The following is a 16,523-nucleotide window of genomic DNA, read 5'->3' on the forward strand; positions in this document are numbered from 1 at the left end:
TTATACTCAATAACAACATTTCTATTTTACAGCTTTAGATGTTGAAATATTTTCGCGTATATTTCAATTGCTTGCAACAGTGAATTCTCATCTATCCATTCATCTGCGGTATGTGCTTGCTGAATACTGCCCGGCCCGAATACAACAGTTGGAATTCCAACAGGCTGAATTTTACTTGCATCACATCCGAATGGTAATCCGACATAAGAAACATCTTCTGGTTTATCTTGTTTCATGATTTCCGCCAAGCTTACAAGCGCTTTATCTGTAAGGTTATTCGTCAAAGGCGGATCAATTAAGTATGGATCATTCCACCTAATTTTGGCCCACACCGAATCCGTAACATGCTGTTTTACAATATTTTTGATTTCATTGAATGCTTCTTCCCAATCTTCTTGCGGGTTAAGGCGTCGATCTATATGAATGGAACATGTATCGGGAATTATATTCACCTGTTCTCCACCCGCTATGAGGGTGACACTGATTGAACTTTTACCACAAAGAGGATGTGTCTTATATTCAACTGTTTCTTTTGCGGCCGTTTTTAATACCTGAATGACATCGGCCATGATCTCAATCGCATTTACACCTTCCCAAGGAGTAGCAGAATGGACACTTGTCCCTAATGCATTGACTTCAAAACGTATACTCCCTTTATGAAACGCCGCAAATTGAAGCTCTGTTGGCTCTCCGACTATCGCCAAATCAGCATGAATAGAATTTTTCACCAAAAAATCGACACCGCGATGTTTGTGCTCCTCATCCACTACTGCGGCAAACAAAATATTGATTGGCAGTTGGCCACCACATTCCATCATGGCTTTTCTGATACCGAGAACCATTGCCGCGATTTGGCCCTTGGCATCACATGCGCCGCGCCCATACCATCTGCCACCCTCGCTTTTTAATGTAAACGGATCAATTGACATGCCCTGAATGCTTACTGTATCCAAATGTGTTTCCAGCAGGATTGTCGGACAATCTTCCCCTGCTTTGTAAGACGCGTAACAGTTAAAACGATTAGGCAACACTTCCTCTTGCCAACAGAAAAAATCAGGCAAATACTTTTTTATATACGCTAGCAATTTATCGCCTACCGCTTTTTCACCAAATAATTCACTCGTTTCGCCATGGTCTTCCGGATTGACACTAGGAACCCGAACCAATTGTTCCAGTAAAATAAATGCCTCTTCTTTCCAGTCCATTTTTCTCCATCCCTTCATTTTTTAAAATGTAGAGGGAACAATCACTTTATTTAATTGCTCTATTGCTTTTTGAATATGAGCTTGCCCATTTTGCAAAAGAAACAAGCGATGGCCGGAAAATAAGGCATCCACATGTAAACCACTTAACTTTTTAATATCTTCACGATAACTGGCAAGATCAGATCCCGGAGCATTTAATAACCCAATATCTCCGTGAATAAAAACAAAATCACTCGCAAAGAGCACATTGCCTTCATCTGTTTTCATCAAAAAACAATACATCCCCGGACTATGTCCGCGCACATAAATGGGCTGAAGCCGCAACGCCCCACATGAAATCATTTCTGTTTCATTCATGACATGATCCGGTTCAAAATAAGTAAAAACATAATCTTCGGGATACCCCCCTGCGTTTTTAGCAAGGCGCAGTGCCCATTCCACTTCATCCCTTTGATCATTCATCCAATTATATTCTTCCTCAGACAACCATACCTCCTTCCCCTCTTTTTGAAAAAATGTTGCCCCGCCGCTATGATCAGCGTGCGAATGTGTACAAATAACCCGGGAAACTTTTTCCCATGGAACATACTTCTGGACATTTTCCTTAATTTTTTCGGAATCAATCCCTACTCCTGCATCAATTAATAGGGCATCATTATCACCATTTACAAGGTAAACGTGGCAGTCATATTCATTAGATAAACCGATTTCGCCACTGCCAACTAAAAATACATTTTTTGTTAATTGCATGTTCCTGTCCCTCCCACACAATTCACACATTTTCCCATGAAATTGCTCTCCGTTCTTTTGCAGACGTAATCAATGCATCACATATTTTAATGCCCAAAACGGCTTCTTCCATCGGAACTACTTGACGTGTGCTTTTATTCTTGATCAATTCCACAAAATGCTCCAGCTCATTCCGCAGCGCTCCATAAACATGACCGTGTATGAATGGCGAGAGCTGGATATCTGGTCTCATCATTTTCCCATGATCAATAACAGATAGCGTATCTCCCGGAAAACGATAGCGAATATGTCCGCCATCATACATCATTTCTAATTCCACATCGAGATATTGTCCATATTCATTCGGTAAGCACCACTGTGTTTCCAGGGAACAAATCATGCCGTCTTCCATTTCAATGAAGCCAAAAAAGATCCCTGGCATATCAATATCGGACACAATCTTTTTTTCCATGGCAAAAAATCGCTTTGGCTTTGAATTCGTATACCATACTAATTGATCAATATCATGAGAAAGAGCCATAAACACCGGATGAGTACGAGCATGTAATGAAAACCGCTCAAAAGGTACATTGCGTTTGAATCTGACTGAATGTATGGGTCCTGTAATGGTTTCCAATTTATTTTTCACGGCCGCATAACCAGGATCAAAGCGAAGCATGTGGCCCGGCAATATGATTGAATCACTTGTTTTAGCCAGCTTTAATAACTGTTCCGCTGTTTCAACTTGAGTAGAAATCGGCTTTTCAATTAATACATGTTTTCCATATTCCACAGCCTGGCGCGCGATCGGTTCATGACTCTGTTCATCAGTTGCGATAACAACCGCGTCTAATGCTTTTTCTTGTAACAACTTCGTTACATCCGTATACGTTTTTTCACTGCTAATCCCATATTCTTTCGCCACAATCATTAAACGCTCTTCACTGCGATTACAAATTCCGAATAATTCCACTCCATTCATGGAACGTATCGTACGAATATGCTCAACTCCGAAAGCTCCGGTACCGATCACCGCAATCCTTACCACTCATATCACTCCCGCTTATTCTTCTATTTCTTTACTGCCCATCTTTTCAAAAAACAGTTGTACTTTTGCTTCATATTCGTTCGTGGGTTTGATCATAAGACTTAACACAACACCTGTAATCAGCGTCATGAATGTACTAGTCGCTGTAGTGGCAGCGAGACCTTGTATCCCTCCTACTCCCAGTATAGAAACAAGCAGTCCGCTTCCAGCTCCTACAACAATAGAAATCACCGCGGCCATCGCTTTCATTTTTCGCCAAAATATCGCTAAACAAACAATGACAAAAATAGGCATGTCGGTTACAGCTATCACATTGAGAATGGCATCCACCGCTCCGCCTAAAAACGGCACAATCATGGCCCATATCGTGCCAATAATAGCTAAAATGATCGTTGCGATCCGAGACACTTTTAAATAATGTGAAGGTCTTTCTTTTGGTTTCCACTTTTTATAAAAATCTTCTGTGAATAAGGATGAAGATGCGCATAATGCCGAGTCAGCGGTTGATATGCCGGCAGACAATAACGCGGCAAAAAATATCCCCAATAAACCAACCGGTAATAATTCAATATACACTTGCGGACCAACCATATCCGGGTTAAGACTGGCAACTAATTCTTCGGATAAAATAGAGTGTGCCGCCAATCCCGGTAAAATTTCTAAAATAGCGATTGGAATCGCAATAATCGCAGCGAAAATTAATCCCCATCTCGCCACATTGACTGATTTGGCGGCAAGTCCTCTTTGCATCACAAATTGGCTCGTAATAAAATAAGGGAAACCTAAAATAGTCATCGCGATAATCCAAGGCCAGCCATTGGCATTCTCTGCTGACGGAACCCATTCCGTTAAGTGGCCAGGAACAGATTGAACGACCCCGTTCCATCCCCCTAATTGGGAAAAAATATAGGCGCCTCCGATAAAAAGGCCGGCAAACATAAAGATAAACTGAATGGAATCGGTTATAACGACTGATCTCAAACCACCTAAATACGTATAGATCACGACAATTAAAGCAATGATTAATATCATCCAGTTCATATGAATGCCGAAAACCAACCCTAAAATAACCGCTGCAGCGTAAACCGTCACACCATACCGATTTAACGTATCAGCCAGTATCCAAATGACACTTATTAACCCTCTTACGCGACCATCATAACGGTCTTCAAAAATCTCCGACATGGTATTGTATCTTAATTTTCTGTAAATAGGCACAAAAACGACAGCTGCCAGTACACATGCCATGGCGTTTAACGCGATCCAACTGACAGAAACACCCGCATTATAAACTAACCCCGGCTTACCAACCAAACTCCATGTTGAAAAGTTTGTCGCACCAAAAGTGGCCGCCAACATGAAGGGACCAAAAGTTCTCCCCGCTACCGCAAAATCTTCAAAACTAGAGATACCTTTTGAAACCCACCAACCGATTAATAAAGTAAGCAATACATATAAAATGATAATCACGATATCGATGCTTGCGATCGTATGATCCATTTACCGATTCTCCCCCTTCACCGCTTCCTTTTCCTCTTCAGAAACCATAAACGATAACAACTCGTTGCGGGCGACAGCTATAATCCCTCCGACTATCCATAGTAAATAACCAATCATCACAAAAGGAGTCACTACACTTCCGGCAAGCACTGATCTTAAGATTAAGGCAATGACAAACATGAAGAAACTGACAACCATTAGCCCCATGCCAAATCGCCCTTTTAACACCGGGTCTTTTTCCTGCTTTTCAAATAAAATCTTTCCCTTTAATTCCAAGTACGGGCCGACACTCAGCAAAATGGCGAACACGACAACAGAACCTAATATTAAAACGCTTCCGAAATCCATCTATCATTCCCTCCTCATTTCATATGACTTCTTGCTTAAATACCTTCAATCGCTCTAACACTTTTTCTTTCTCTCTATTTTGAATCCACTCGGCTTCTACTAAACTACCGCCCACGCCAACAGCTTTTACTCCCGCTTGAAACAGCGCTTTCACGTTTTCAAGTCCGACACCTCCAACCGCCAGTAACTGAATCTTGTTTAACGACGCCAGCACATCTTTTATATAGGAAGCGCCTAATTGGCGAATAGGAAAAATTTTAATCAATTCTGCCCCCAACTCACTCGCATATTGAATTTCGGTCGGCGTCAATGCCCCGGGAATATACGGGATCTCTATGTCACGCGCTGCCATGGCCACTTCTTTTGATACGTTTGGAGCCAGAAAAAAGGTGGCCCCACAATCTCTTGCATCACATGCCATTTTTTTCGTTAAAACGGTCCCGGCACCTATGTCCATGTCCTTCCCAAATTCCTTCGCCAATTTCTCTAATACAATGTAACTATTCGGACGGTTTAGTGAAACTTCCAATATGTTTAACTCCGCTTCCTGTAAACAACCCGCTAAAAATAAAGCATCTTCTATTTCCATCCCCCTTAAAATGGGGACAATCTTGCAAGCTGTTATTTTTGCTAACATTTGATCACCGATCCTTTCACTCATTATTGCGACTATTACAATTAACGAAGCGTTTCCGAGTCTTTATTCAAAAAGCGCTCCAACTCATGTTTCATCGGCAGTCCACTTGTATCTCCTTCTGAGCTAACCACAAAAGCGGCACAAGCGTGACCAAATTTTACAGACGTTTCATGATTTTCGCCTCGTAGATAACCATGTAAAAATCCCGCCGCAAAAGCATCTCCCGCACCAATCTCATCCACTACACGCCTCACTGGAAATGGAGGTACAAAGGTATGACAGCCCTTCTGTATGATCCACGCTCCATTGGCTCCATCTTTCATCACAGTAAGCGGGATAGCCCATTCAGCCAACTGCGCTTGGATATCCCGCAAATGTTTTGCTCCACATAGCAGCTTCATCTCACTTTTCCCGGGTAAAAAAATATCGCACTGTTTTGCAATGGGGATCAAGACTTTTTTCGCCTCTTCTATACTCCATAATTTCAAACGAATGTTTGGATCAAAGCTAATGACCGTTTGATGTTGCTTTGCCAACGCGATGGCTTCCATCACCAACTCTTTACAAGAAGCGCTTAATGATGGCGTAATACCAGTAATGTGGAGAACTTTGGCATCTTTCACCCACTTGTTTTGGAGATCTTTTTTACTCAATTGAGTGGCAGCAGAATGGTCCCGATAATAAATCACTTCTGTATCTAATAACTCTTTTTTTTGTTTAAACATAATTCCTGTCGGATAATGAGGATCAATCATAACGCCGCTCGTATCAATCTGATGGGCATTTAATTCATATAAAATTTTTCGTCCAAATGGGTCATCGCCCAATCTGCTAAACCATTTAACCCGATGTCCGAGCCGTGCCAAAGCGATGGAAACATTCGTTTCAGCACCGGCGACAGAAACAAACAAATCGTGGTGTTGCACAATTGAACGATTATTTAATGCGGTAAAAGCGACCATTGTTTCACCAAATGTCAGTACATCCATGTCGTAACCCCTATTCTTCTAGTTCTACGATTGTCTCAATTTCTACTGGTGTATTAAAGGGCAACTCATTCGCTGACAAAGCGGAACGGGCATGTTTGCCTTTTTCCCCAAAGACCTCTTCTAAAAATTCAGACGCGCCATTGATGACATAAGGTTGTTCAACAAACCCGTCTGCCGAATTAACAAAGCCCAATAGTTTAACAAAGCTTTTAATATTGTCTAAGTTGCCAATTTCGCTCTTTATCACCGCTAACGTATTGATCATCGCTTGTTTAGAAGCCTCGTACCCCTCTTGAACCGTTAAATCCTTACCCACTTTTCCTTCATACAAAAGCTTTCCATTTACACGGCAATCTTGACCTGATACATACAGCATATTACTGCCAAACCTTTTAGCGGGTATATAAACGGCAGCAGGTTGAGGCGCCGGAGGCAATTCAATTCCTAATTCCTTTAACTTTTTTTCAATTTGTGACATCGTAACATCCCCTTTGTTTTAATATTTAAAACAACGTTTCAATATATAGCGAAAAAAATTAGAGACTTCCCAAACGGCGTGATATAAATTGAGCAGTCTCTTTCACCTCTAAAGCCAAATCAAATAATCTTTCTTCATCTATACGTGAAGAGGGACCAGCAATACTAATCCCGCCAAGCACTTTCCCATTATAATTGAAAATAGGCGATGCTGTGCAACTCACACCCAATTCATGCTCTTCTCTATCTAATGCGAATCCTTGTGCCCGGATCATTTTTATTTCTTTTTTAAGATGGGCAGCATCGGTAATTGTATTTTCGGTAAATGGATGAAAATGAATATGATTCATAATATGGTTCCTTTTTTCCTCAGGAAGAAAAGCCAAAATTGCCTTGCCTACGCCCGTACAGTAAACCGGTGCCCGTTTGCCGACTTTTGAATACATACGAATCGATCTTTCACACTCTACTTTATCAATATAAACGACTTCGTGATCATCAATGATACCAAGGTGAACGGTTTCATTCACACGATCTTTTAAATCAACCAAAAACGGACGTATATCTTTTGTCCAATCCACTTTATTCACGATACGTGAAGCAAGCTCAAACAATCTAATCCCGGAATGATATTTTTTTGTATCAGGCTCTTGTTCCAAATATTGTTCTTCTTCTAATGTCGCCAAAAATCGATAAATAGTACTTTTATTTAGATCTAGTCGTTGTGCTAATTCCGTGACACCGATTCCATCATCACTTTTGGCAATTTCTTCTAAAATACGCAACAACCTTACAGTAGATGAATTACGTAATGACTTATTCAAGCTATCCACCTTTTTCAACTATTAAAACATTGTTTTATTATTTTTTCATATTATAATCGAAGCGAAGCATAAAAGTCAAATAAATATAGTTAAAATTTTTTCTACAATGACATGAAAAATGTGAGAAATCGGACATAACACAATCTAGCTTAAGCGCCGCATCCTGCCCAAATAAATGAGCATTCCACACTTGAGCGATAACAAAAACTCGACTAAATGAAATCAAAAAATAGCCTAAACGACCTCAAGTGAGGGATGAAAAAAAACCGCAAATCTCGCGGTACAAAAGTTGAAAATGATTCATTCCATTGTTCATTAAGGAACAGCGGAGAGCTAACTCTCCACTGTTTTGGAACGTTCGTTTTGCGCTTCAGATCGTTTCTTTCTGTCTGTTACCTCAAGGACATCAAGCAAAAACACAAAAACCGGAATCCCGATGATCAGCCCCCAAACCCCAAAAAAGTGTTGCGAGAATATCAGGACGATGAATGTATAGAAAACGGGCAAATCCGTTTTGGCCGACATGAACTTCGGATTTAATACATACGCCTCAACCGCATGAATGATCGCAATGGCCGCCACAACATAAACGACCTTAATCAAGCCACCGATCGAATAGGCGATCAAGCAAAGCGGAATCAAGGAAATGATCACACCCGCAACCGGAATGAGTCCCAGAAAAAAAACCATGAGCGCCAATACAAATAGCTGAGGAAAATCCAAGATCACGAGCGCCACCATTGTCAAAAAACAATTGACAAGGGCGATCATAAACTGGACTTCTATCACCTTGCCAAAGGTACGCGTAAATTTTTTTCCGAAAAACTCAAGCTCAAAATAAAAGGGAGCGAGCTTACTGCTTTTAAATTTTGCCGTAAATTCTTGTAAACGGGGCTTTTCCAGCAAGAAAAACAAGCTCAATACCAAAGCGATCATCACGTGGATACTTATTTTGCTAATATCCGTAAACGATTTGATCAGAAAAGAAAAGCCATTTTCCAAATAGGACACGATTTGATTTTTGGAAATAACCGCTTCGATATACTTGATCACAGTATTGTCGTGCGGCTGCGTGTAAAAAGCGTTGACTTGTTTAATCAACTGGCTTATTTCCAAAGTTAAAATGGGAAGATATTTCACAAGCCCGTATGCCAGCACACCGACAATGACCGTATACATAAACAAAACGAGCAGCTTCCGGTTAACTGGAATTCGCTTTGCGGTGAATTCAATCAGGCGATTCATTAAATACGAAAAGATAAAGGTCAGTAAAATCAAGTTCATCATACTTCTCATGCTGTATAAAATCAGGACAATCAAAGCAAAAATAATGATGCGTTTGACCCCTTTTTTTTGAAATATTTCCATGATGCCCATTCAGTTCGTGTCCCCTTGTCTATATATCTCTGATCCCTCTATTATAACAATGATCCCGTTCTGGCAGGAAATTAGTTTTAAAAAAACACATCAGTCTTTTTTGGAACAATCAGGAACCACTTGCAAAAAAAATGATTGAAAAATGGTTGTAGATGTACTATTATTTGTATGTGAATTTTTAAGAATTGCTGGTGTAGCACAGTTGGTAGTGCACGTCACTCGTAATGACGGGGTCGCAGGTTCAAATCCTGTCACCAGCACTTGAAAACGACGTTGAAATGTCAACGATTCCGTAAATGTGGAGTCGTTTTTCCTTGACAGCAAGCTCGTTCCCCATCGGCTTCGTAAAAAGTGTGTGGTGATGATCTCGTCCATTCAATTTAGAATCCGCAAGAACCCTTTGCGCCATCTTAAAATCGAAAGACTGCACGGGGAGTGTGCTGGCCAGACCACTATTTCACTATGGATGATAGCTATTCGGCACCGCCAACGAGCCGGGCGGAAACATCATCCCGATATGCGAATGCTGATGCATTGTCTGCTGAGAACTTTTACCGTATAATAGCTTTGTTCCACCTCTTAAAATGGAGAAGTACCCAAGTCCGGCTGAAGGGGATGCACTCGAAATGCATTAGGGCGGGCAACCGCCGCGTGGGTTCGAATCCCACCTTCTCCGCTCTACATTTTATTCCGACTTAATATTAAGCGGAAAACCTTGATACACAAGGGGTTTGTGAGTTTTTGTGATTTTTCAATAAGCCTATAATTTTACTCATTTGTTACCAAAATGTTACCACGGAAAGAGAGTTAAAAGCTCTCTTTTTTTATTTCCCCATAAAGAATAATAAAATTTCAAACTCCTATCGAGGGCTCTTTTTATTCAAAAAAACATTACCTTATTAAAGCGTTATGGAAAGAAAAGCAGAACAAGGGGAATTAAGAAAGAAATATCGACCATACGATGAATAAAGCCCTGGTTTACTGGGTTTAATTTCTGTATTCAATTGGAAATTTTTACAAAAAACCATAAAATGCTTATTTTGTTTTACTATGCATAGTAAAACAAGGTATAGAAAGGAGGTGAAGGAGGGGATGACTTAGGCAAAATAATAGCCCTAGCAATTTCAATTCTAACTGTTCGTCAATTATGGCTCACCAACCAGAATACGAAACTAGAAATTGAAAAGCTAAGGCTAGAAAAATCCAGAAGGAGACGGGGAGGATAACTCCCCTCTCTCCCCTAAGTATACCACAATAACATGGATATATTAACAATCGGCATTATTGTTGTTTGGATACTTGCGACCCCCATATTTATTCGTTACCTGTTTTTAAATGCAAGGAAAAAGAGGCTAATGAAGGAGGCTGAAAAGCTTGCAAAGGAACAGACAAACCGAAGCAAATAAAAAATGGCAGCAGAAAAACAAAGAACGTGCCAAATATTTAAGCGATCGCTCTAGGGCAAGGAGCTTCATACGGAATCAAGCGACACTTGAGGACGTTGAGGAGCTTAAAAAGCTTCTCGATGATCGTGAGGAGTTGTTAAAAAATGAAAATTAAAATCGGCCCCCGTAAACCCAGCCTTAAAAAGCGTATCAGCGGACAACGTTTTTACACGGAATATGACTGGAACAACAAAAAATAAAGAAGGGAAAGTGATTGGTATGACTTTTAAAGATACGAAATATCTTCATATTTATGCTCAATACATGCCACACCACGAGTCATTTATAGTGGGGAATAAAACAGCATTATTAGAATTAAAAAGAGTGATTGATGTAGCATTAAGTACGGGAGAGTCTCAAGGTGATTTTTCTGCATCTGATGGAGAGGGTTATGAAGTAATTGTGATAAAAGTTTCAGATGACAGCATGAAGTTATTTGAATCACTTGAAATGCCTTATACAGAACAATACGGAGAAATTAATAACCATATGTATTTTGTGAATGAAACGAAAGATAACAGTACACCTCATCCTCCTGCGATCTTGTTGAAAAATAAAAATGAGGATGGGAAACAAGTAAAAAATCATCGGAATTGGTACAAATCCAGAAAGTAAAACCGCATGGAATCAGTGGTACTTACCCCCGAAAGTTAGAGTAGAAAATCTAATTTTCGGGGGTGTTTTTATGGCTAAATATAATGAGGAATTTAAAATAAAGCTTGTCACCGAGTATTTATATGGCAACCTAGGATATAAATCATTGGCAAAAAAATATAATATGGGTAGTGAAACACCAATAGTTGAATGGGTGAAAGTGTATAAATCTCAGGGAATGGATGGGTTAAAAAGAAAGCAAACTAGGGAAATGTATCCTGTCCAATTTAAATTAGATACGATACAATTTGTGTTAAAGACAGGTGCTTCTTATTTAGAAACTGCTGTTCAATTTAAATTGAACAACCCTTCCTTAATTAGACGCTGGATGAAAGAATTTAAGGAACAAGGTGTAGAAGGCCTGAAACCAAAGGGGGAGTCTTCTATGTCCAAGAAACCCAATAAACCAAAGAAAAAGGAAGAAATAAAGTTAACACGTGAAGAAGAGCTGGAACGTGAGAATGAACTACTAAGGCTAGAAAATGCGTATCTAAAAAAGTTGCGAGCTTTTCGGGAGAATCCGAATGCCTTCCACGAAAAGCACAGGCAAAGGTGGCATTCGAACTTAAAGAAGAAGGATTCCGATTAAAACATATTCTCCTTGTTGTGGGTATTCCTGAAGCAACCTATCACTATCATGTAAAAAACTTCGGTAAAGAAGATGCGGATGCAGAAATAAAAGAACTCATTAGACACCTATTTAAGCAATTCCATGAACGCTATGGTTATAAACGAATCACAAAAGAATTAAAGAAATTAGGACATTGCGTTAATCATAAAAAAGTGTATCGACTTATGCGGGAATTAAGTCTGAAATGTGTTAAATTTATGCGGAAATATCGGAAATACAACTCCTATAAGGGAAGGGTTGGAAAGGTAGCGAAAAACCTTCTATCCCGCCGTTTTAACACATCTATTCCTCTTCAAAAATTAGTAACTGACATTACAGAATTCAAATGTCTAGGCGAAGAGAAGTTGTATTTAAACCCTATTCTAGACCTTTATAATGGAGAAATTATTTCGTTTGGAATTAAGAAACGTCCAACATTGGATCTTGTCATGGAACCTTTAGACGAAACAATTGAGATCATAAAGAATCACGCAACCTACCGTACTACCGTCCACTCGGATCAAGGGTGGCATTACCAACACAAACAATGGGTTAAAACATTAAAGAAAAATAAAGTATTCCAAAGCATGTCACGTAAAGCAGCCTGCGCAGACAACGCCTCGATGGAGAATTTCTTTGGCATTTTAAAGCAAGAAATGTATTATGGGGGAAAACTAGTAAGCTATGAGGAGTTAAAGAGGAGAATAGAAGACTAAATCTACTGGTATAACAATGAACGATCCAAAGAACTGCGGATTGCAATAACAGGAACATTATATTGATACCCGGAACCTTTCACGTCTAAGTCAATCCCATGGTGGCTCCGTCTACTTGGAGTCCGAAAGCCTGATGTTACTACAAAATCCCCTCGTAATGGCCAAATAAAACTCAATTGCAAACATCCTATATATTAGTTATAGAACGTACGCTCCCATTCATTATAACACAAAAAGGTAACGCATGTTCCGTTTTCGATTAAATTTTTACCCTCTCATCATTGATGCATGTGTGAATGGCCATCTTTTCCATCTGAATTCGATTTGAAGTATCCTCAATCAAAACCTCTAATTCACTATGCCTTTTAAAAAAATCTAGGAATCCTTTGGCGTTATTTTTTGGCCGGGGACCGGGCAGGGGACTCGATCGTCCAGATTTTAAATGTAAAAATCACGTAAGGGGGGTGTGTTGACAGCTATGCACAGAACAGATGTTGGCATTGATAAAATCAAGGATTACATGATGTCTAGGATTAATAGAAGCAATCCTGTAGAAGTGGAAAAAGTCGGTAGGTAACTTTTGGGGGGACTTCTTCTTCTATAGGTCAAGATTATTAGTACGATTGATGCAATAAAATGAATTAAAGTTGAAATATTTAATACCACAGTTACCATCTTTCATCGTCCCATTTCGGTTTCTTACGTTTGAATATCCTACCTTTTTTGACATTGTGGTGATAGACGCACAGAGTCTCAAGGTTGTCCAAGACCAGTGCCAATTGATGATATTGTTCTATTGAATACTTATGGTCTACATTAAGGACAATCTCTTTGCGCTTTCCTTCTTCCTTAACAGAATCAACAGTGACTTTACCTTCGCGCTTACACCACTCACATTCATAGTTGTCACGTTCGAGTGCCAGCTGCCTTAACTCTTGCCAAGCTGATGAATGGTAGAACTTCTTCTTTTGTTCAGGTGTTTTGTATTCAGTCTGTGGCATGGTTCTTCACTTCGCTTAAAAACTTTTCTTTAATCAGTTTTTCTGCTTTGTCAAAAGACAGATCTTCTTCATATTCTATTGTCAAATTAGCGTCAATAAATGTTTCGTCGATTTGAATAACAAAATCAACATCGTATCGGTTAGTTTCTCCAATAAGAATCCTTTTGTTGTCCGTATACACTTCTGCAATTTCTCTTTGTAAACCTCTAATAAATATTTCCATGTGGTTTCCTCCTTTCTAAATAACAAAAAGACACTCAACTAATTGAGTGCCTCAATCTATCCATCTTCGGTTTTAAAATCGACTGGATCTTTTTGTTTTCGTTTTCTATATCATCAATCGCCTTTACATATTCGTCCTTGCTGATCTGGTTCCTTGTAAACAGTTGGGCCTTTGCATTTTTGGAATGCTTCAGCTTCCGGATCTCGCTTTGCAACTTTCTGCATTCGCCATCTAAAACATATGCAGTGTACTTGGCTTTGCAATGCGGACAGACGAAGTATGTTTCTTTTATATTGATCCGTGACTTTGTTTTGAGTTTGATTTTCAAAGGCTTGTTGCATTGATCGCAGTGAATCCGCTGGGTCAATACCTTCACTCCTTATTTAATTTTATTTCCATTGTATCTGCAAACTCTTCAACTTCAGGTAATGCCATTTCTACAACGGAAGCATCCATGACTAAATCAGCCATCGGTTCGTTATCATTCGGTTGAAACTTATCCCGATCTACAGTGTAAATTGCTATCTTATTTCCACCTTGACGGACGTTGATACCAACGGTCTTAGCGCCCTCTATGTCGTCTTGTTGGATGAAATCATATGATTGGTTTACTACATGTTGGAAAGCTAAGCCTGGCTTTAAATCTTCGCTCATATCAACAAATACTGTCACATGCTCATTGATAGCGATGGCGTCTGTGACTTCTGTACTTTCAGCGTATTCAAATACTTACGTGTCGATTTCTTCTTTCTTTTCCTCTTCAGCGACGGCTGTTACTTCTTCTCCATCAACTACTTCAATAATTGTTGCTACTATCTGTGGTGAACCATCTTCTGCTTTTTCCGATGAAGTCGTTCCGTAAGCAGTTACCTCTTGACCTTCTTCAACTTCTTCAAGTGACATGTTTTGGATAGAATATATCCCTTCATCAGTAGTCAGAGAAAAAGTTCCTCCGACACCCGATTCATGGACTAAAGTTACTTCTCCTGTAGCTTTTACCTTTTTTCCATCTGGTGGATTATCAACGTTCAGTTCGACGAAATCAGCCTCAACAGCTTCTTCTTTTAATTTCTGGTCAAGTTCTTCTTGCGTTGGTTCATCGTCTTTTTCTACTTCTTCAGTCTGCTTTTCTTCTTTTGGTTTGCTTTCTTCTTTCGGTGCAGCCGAATCTTCCGATGAACAACCTACCATAACCAAAAATGCTACAACAAAAATTAATAAAAACTTCTTCACAATATCTCTCCCCCTACACATATGTATAGGGATATCTTACCAATTAAAAAGAATCGGTTCTACAGCTGTAATGTTTTAGGCATAAGAAAAAGCACCCATTAAGATGCTTTATTTTTTGTTGCTATTATTGCAGTATTTGTAAAAAAATCTTTGGTTGAAACTGTAGCTATTTTTTCATACGGCTCCTTCATCTTAAAAAGATAATGACTATCAACAAATGTGCGTGGAAGGACAAAACGCACTTCTCTTTGATATTTGAAATCCTCATGTTTCCAAAAGAACATATCGGATGTTCCTGACTGAAATAACTTTTCTCTTTCCTCATTAATTTTATCAAACTTATCATATGAGACCTTATTAACACGACCTTGTAATTTATGACTTTCAGCAGAATCAATAAGTAGATGGTGAAAGTTATTGGGAAATATAATAGCTGTATCGCCAAATTCCAAAAACTTCTCTGTGTCTTTCCCGATGTCTAACTTGAAACTTAAATTTTCTTTATTGTCCTCCAATACAACGAAATCATCAGCTGTAAACATTGAATAACAAAATATTGGAATATTTACTGACTTTTCATATCTTTGTATTATTTCACCCTTAGGAGCTTTAAAGAGAACTTTATTAGTTTCCATATCAACAATAATAAGATCTTTAGCCTCTCTAACTAAACCTGCTTCCCTTTTATCACCTACGCCTTTTATTCTATTATCCTTTTCTAAACCTATAAAATAGCCAATATTATTCATATACAAATTTCCACCCAATATTGACTTTGCATACTCTTTCTTTGTGAATTTCACAAACAAAATAAAATTTTTTAACTCTCCAAATTCACTCATTCGCATTCATACCCCTCCCATCGAAACTATTCGACAAAAGGAGATAATTTCCTGCAACAATTTACCCCTTAATAATTCCAGGCATATAAGTAGTTATTAATGTTTTGTATATTACAAAGGCAAATACGATTACCGCAATCACATTGCTAATGATCTTAGGCACTTTGATTAATCGTAATACCATAAATACTATTGCGTAAGCCAATACTGCAAATCCTAACCATGATACTACTTGAATCAATATGTTATCCAATTTATCTTTTATCGGATCTAAAATGTCGCTTTCCACATTGCGCCCCCTACACGTTATGTATAGGGATATCTTACCAATTAAAAAAGGTTAGCGCTATATTTGTAATGTTGATTAAGCATAAGAAAAGCACCTTACTGGTGCTTTCCTCTTTAAGAAGTGCTTATTTTATCCACAAACTGTATGAGACGTTAGTAGTATCCGAATTTACAAGCAATACTCTATACGGTGTATATTGATAAAGTGTAGAAGTATTATACTCTCTTGTGAATGTTATTGATCTAGAACCATTTTTCGGAACTCCTGAGTGTGCAACATTTTTGTTTATGGCAAACTAATAATGTAGGGATTGGCATTTAATTTATGTATGGCCCGTAGGGCATACATAAATTAAATACGCCACTTGCCAACTCCT

At 39.0% G+C, this 16,523-nt stretch carries 20 protein-coding genes and 2 tRNA genes; 6 read left to right on the forward strand and 16 right to left on the reverse strand.

What is annotated here, in order from left to right; genetic code table 11:
- Positions 1 to 26 precede the first annotated feature (26 nt).
- From JOC94_RS20445 to JOC94_RS20490, 10 genes are all read right to left on the reverse strand, one after another.
- The gene (locus JOC94_RS20445) at positions 27 to 1,205 is read right to left on the reverse strand and encodes a M20 family metallopeptidase (protein WP_077111289.1); all 1,179 of its coding nucleotides are present in this window, start codon (positions 1,203 to 1,205) and stop codon (positions 27 to 29) included.
- Between the two features lie 21 nt (positions 1,206 to 1,226).
- Complete coding sequence (locus JOC94_RS20450; protein ID WP_205180269.1) at positions 1,227 to 1,955, reverse strand: MBL fold metallo-hydrolase; 729 nt, start codon at positions 1,953 to 1,955, stop codon at positions 1,227 to 1,229.
- 22 nt (positions 1,956 to 1,977) lie between these two features.
- On the reverse strand, positions 1,978 to 2,982 hold the full coding sequence (locus JOC94_RS20455; RefSeq protein ID WP_205180270.1) for a Gfo/Idh/MocA family protein: 1,005 nt from the start codon (positions 2,980 to 2,982) through the stop codon (positions 1,978 to 1,980).
- 15 nt (positions 2,983 to 2,997) lie between these two features.
- Entirely contained in the window at positions 2,998 to 4,482 is a 1,485-nt protein-coding gene (locus JOC94_RS20460) for a sodium:solute symporter family protein (RefSeq protein ID WP_077111286.1), read from the reverse strand.
- Positions 4,483 to 4,830, reverse strand: coding sequence for a hypothetical protein (locus JOC94_RS20465; protein WP_077111284.1), 348 nt, complete (start codon positions 4,828 to 4,830; stop codon positions 4,483 to 4,485).
- Positions 4,831 to 4,849: 19 nt separating this feature from the next.
- On the reverse strand, positions 4,850 to 5,467 hold the full coding sequence (locus tag JOC94_RS20470; RefSeq protein ID WP_205180272.1) for a bifunctional 4-hydroxy-2-oxoglutarate aldolase/2-dehydro-3-deoxy-phosphogluconate aldolase: 618 nt from the start codon (positions 5,465 to 5,467) through the stop codon (positions 4,850 to 4,852).
- 41 nt (positions 5,468 to 5,508) lie between these two features.
- Positions 5,509 to 6,456, reverse strand: a complete 948-nt coding sequence (locus JOC94_RS20475) for a sugar kinase (RefSeq protein WP_205180274.1) — start codon at positions 6,454 to 6,456, stop codon at positions 5,509 to 5,511.
- 10 nt (positions 6,457 to 6,466) lie between these two features.
- Complete coding sequence (locus JOC94_RS20480) at positions 6,467 to 6,934, reverse strand: RidA family protein (protein ID WP_205180276.1); 468 nt, start codon at positions 6,932 to 6,934, stop codon at positions 6,467 to 6,469.
- A gap of 58 nt (positions 6,935 to 6,992) precedes the next feature.
- A complete protein-coding gene (locus JOC94_RS20485) occupies positions 6,993 to 7,757 on the reverse strand; it encodes an IclR family transcriptional regulator (protein WP_205180278.1) in 765 nt (254 codons plus the stop codon).
- A gap of 333 nt (positions 7,758 to 8,090) precedes the next feature.
- On the reverse strand, positions 8,091 to 9,134 hold the full coding sequence (locus JOC94_RS20490) for an AI-2E family transporter (RefSeq protein ID WP_077111278.1): 1,044 nt from the start codon (positions 9,132 to 9,134) through the stop codon (positions 8,091 to 8,093).
- 187 nt (positions 9,135 to 9,321) lie between these two features.
- Between JOC94_RS20490 and JOC94_RS20495 the strand changes: the two genes are divergently transcribed.
- The 6 genes from JOC94_RS20495 to JOC94_RS20520 all read left to right on the forward strand — a co-directional run bounded on the left by JOC94_RS20495 (position 9,322) and on the right by JOC94_RS20520 (position 12,559).
- A tRNA-Thr gene (locus JOC94_RS20495) sits at positions 9,322 to 9,394 on the forward strand.
- 326 nt (positions 9,395 to 9,720) lie between these two features.
- Positions 9,721 to 9,810: transfer RNA gene (locus JOC94_RS20500), tRNA-Ser, on the forward strand.
- Positions 9,811 to 10,508: 698 nt separating this feature from the next.
- Positions 10,509 to 10,694, forward strand: a complete 186-nt coding sequence (locus JOC94_RS20505) for a hypothetical protein (protein ID WP_077111277.1) — start codon at positions 10,509 to 10,511, stop codon at positions 10,692 to 10,694.
- Between the two features lie 62 nt (positions 10,695 to 10,756).
- Entirely contained in the window at positions 10,757 to 11,194 is a 438-nt protein-coding gene (locus JOC94_RS20510; RefSeq protein ID WP_205180280.1) for a hypothetical protein, read from the forward strand.
- 70 nt (positions 11,195 to 11,264) lie between these two features.
- A complete protein-coding gene (locus JOC94_RS20515; protein WP_205180282.1) occupies positions 11,265 to 11,822 on the forward strand; it encodes a helix-turn-helix domain-containing protein in 558 nt (185 codons plus the stop codon).
- The gene (locus tag JOC94_RS20520) at positions 11,786 to 12,559 is read left to right on the forward strand and encodes an IS3 family transposase (protein ID WP_205180284.1); all 774 of its coding nucleotides are present in this window, start codon (positions 11,786 to 11,788) and stop codon (positions 12,557 to 12,559) included. The genes JOC94_RS20515 and JOC94_RS20520 overlap by 37 nt, the downstream gene beginning before the upstream one ends.
- A 668-nt stretch (positions 12,560 to 13,227) precedes the next feature.
- Here JOC94_RS20520 and JOC94_RS20525 read toward each other — a convergent pair.
- From JOC94_RS20525 to JOC94_RS20550, 6 genes are all read right to left on the reverse strand, one after another.
- Positions 13,228 to 13,560, reverse strand: coding sequence for an HNH endonuclease (locus JOC94_RS20525; protein ID WP_077110392.1), 333 nt, complete (start codon positions 13,558 to 13,560; stop codon positions 13,228 to 13,230).
- Positions 13,547 to 13,783 (reverse strand): hypothetical protein, encoded by a 237-nt coding sequence (locus tag JOC94_RS20530; protein ID WP_077110390.1) that lies wholly within the window; start codon positions 13,781 to 13,783, stop codon positions 13,547 to 13,549. The genes JOC94_RS20525 and JOC94_RS20530 overlap by 14 nt, the downstream gene beginning before the upstream one ends.
- Positions 13,784 to 14,155: 372 nt before the next feature.
- Positions 14,156 to 14,455, reverse strand: a complete 300-nt coding sequence (locus JOC94_RS20535; protein ID WP_077110386.1) for a hypothetical protein — start codon at positions 14,453 to 14,455, stop codon at positions 14,156 to 14,158.
- A gap of 57 nt (positions 14,456 to 14,512) precedes the next feature.
- Positions 14,513 to 15,016 carry a hypothetical protein gene (locus JOC94_RS20540; RefSeq protein WP_077110383.1) on the reverse strand — a complete coding sequence of 168 codons (504 nt, stop codon included), beginning with the start codon at positions 15,014 to 15,016 and terminating at the stop codon, positions 14,513 to 14,515.
- A 98-nt stretch (positions 15,017 to 15,114) separates the two neighbouring features.
- On the reverse strand, positions 15,115 to 15,864 hold the full coding sequence (locus tag JOC94_RS20545; RefSeq protein ID WP_077110382.1) for a hypothetical protein: 750 nt from the start codon (positions 15,862 to 15,864) through the stop codon (positions 15,115 to 15,117).
- 55 nt (positions 15,865 to 15,919) lie between these two features.
- Complete coding sequence (locus JOC94_RS20550) at positions 15,920 to 16,147, reverse strand: hypothetical protein (RefSeq protein WP_077110380.1); 228 nt, start codon at positions 16,145 to 16,147, stop codon at positions 15,920 to 15,922.
- Positions 16,148 to 16,523: the final 376 nt, after the last annotated feature.

It is taken from the genome of Siminovitchia thermophila (genome assembly GCF_016909185.1).
GTDB classification, from domain to species: Bacteria; Bacillota; Bacilli; order Bacillales; family Bacillaceae_C; genus Siminovitchia; species Siminovitchia thermophila.

Excerpts from the sequence above, each read along its gene's own strand:
- JOC94_RS20470 (WP_205180272.1), bottom strand. The coding sequence starts at position 5,467 with ATGTTAGCAAAAATAACAGCTTGCAAGATTGTCCCCATTTTAAGGGGG.
- JOC94_RS20515 (WP_205180282.1), top strand. The coding sequence starts at position 11,265 with ATGGCTAAATATAATGAGGAATTTAAAATAAAGCTTGTCACCGAGTAT.
- JOC94_RS20475 (WP_205180274.1), bottom strand. The coding sequence starts at position 6,456 with ATGGATGTACTGACATTTGGTGAAACAATGGTCGCTTTTACCGCATTA.
- JOC94_RS20445 (WP_077111289.1), bottom strand. The coding sequence starts at position 1,205 with ATGGACTGGAAAGAAGAGGCATTTATTTTACTGGAACAATTGGTTCGG.
- JOC94_RS20450 (WP_205180269.1), bottom strand. The coding sequence starts at position 1,955 with ATGCAATTAACAAAAAATGTATTTTTAGTTGGCAGTGGCGAAATCGGT.
- JOC94_RS20490 (WP_077111278.1), bottom strand. The coding sequence starts at position 9,134 with ATGGGCATCATGGAAATATTTCAAAAAAAAGGGGTCAAACGCATCATT.
- JOC94_RS20530 (WP_077110390.1), bottom strand. The coding sequence starts at position 13,783 with ATGGAAATATTTATTAGAGGTTTACAAAGAGAAATTGCAGAAGTGTAT.
- JOC94_RS20480 (WP_205180276.1), bottom strand. The coding sequence starts at position 6,934 with ATGTCACAAATTGAAAAAAAGTTAAAGGAATTAGGAATTGAATTGCCT.
- JOC94_RS20545 (WP_077110382.1), bottom strand. The coding sequence starts at position 15,864 with ATGCGAATGAGTGAATTTGGAGAGTTAAAAAATTTTATTTTGTTTGTG.
- JOC94_RS20510 (WP_205180280.1), top strand. The coding sequence starts at position 10,757 with ATGACTGGAACAACAAAAAATAAAGAAGGGAAAGTGATTGGTATGACT.
- JOC94_RS20465 (WP_077111284.1), bottom strand. The coding sequence starts at position 4,830 with ATGGATTTCGGAAGCGTTTTAATATTAGGTTCTGTTGTCGTGTTCGCC.
- JOC94_RS20460 (WP_077111286.1), bottom strand. The coding sequence starts at position 4,482 with ATGGATCATACGATCGCAAGCATCGATATCGTGATTATCATTTTATAT.
- JOC94_RS20525 (WP_077110392.1), bottom strand. The coding sequence starts at position 13,560 with ATGCCACAGACTGAATACAAAACACCTGAACAAAAGAAGAAGTTCTAC.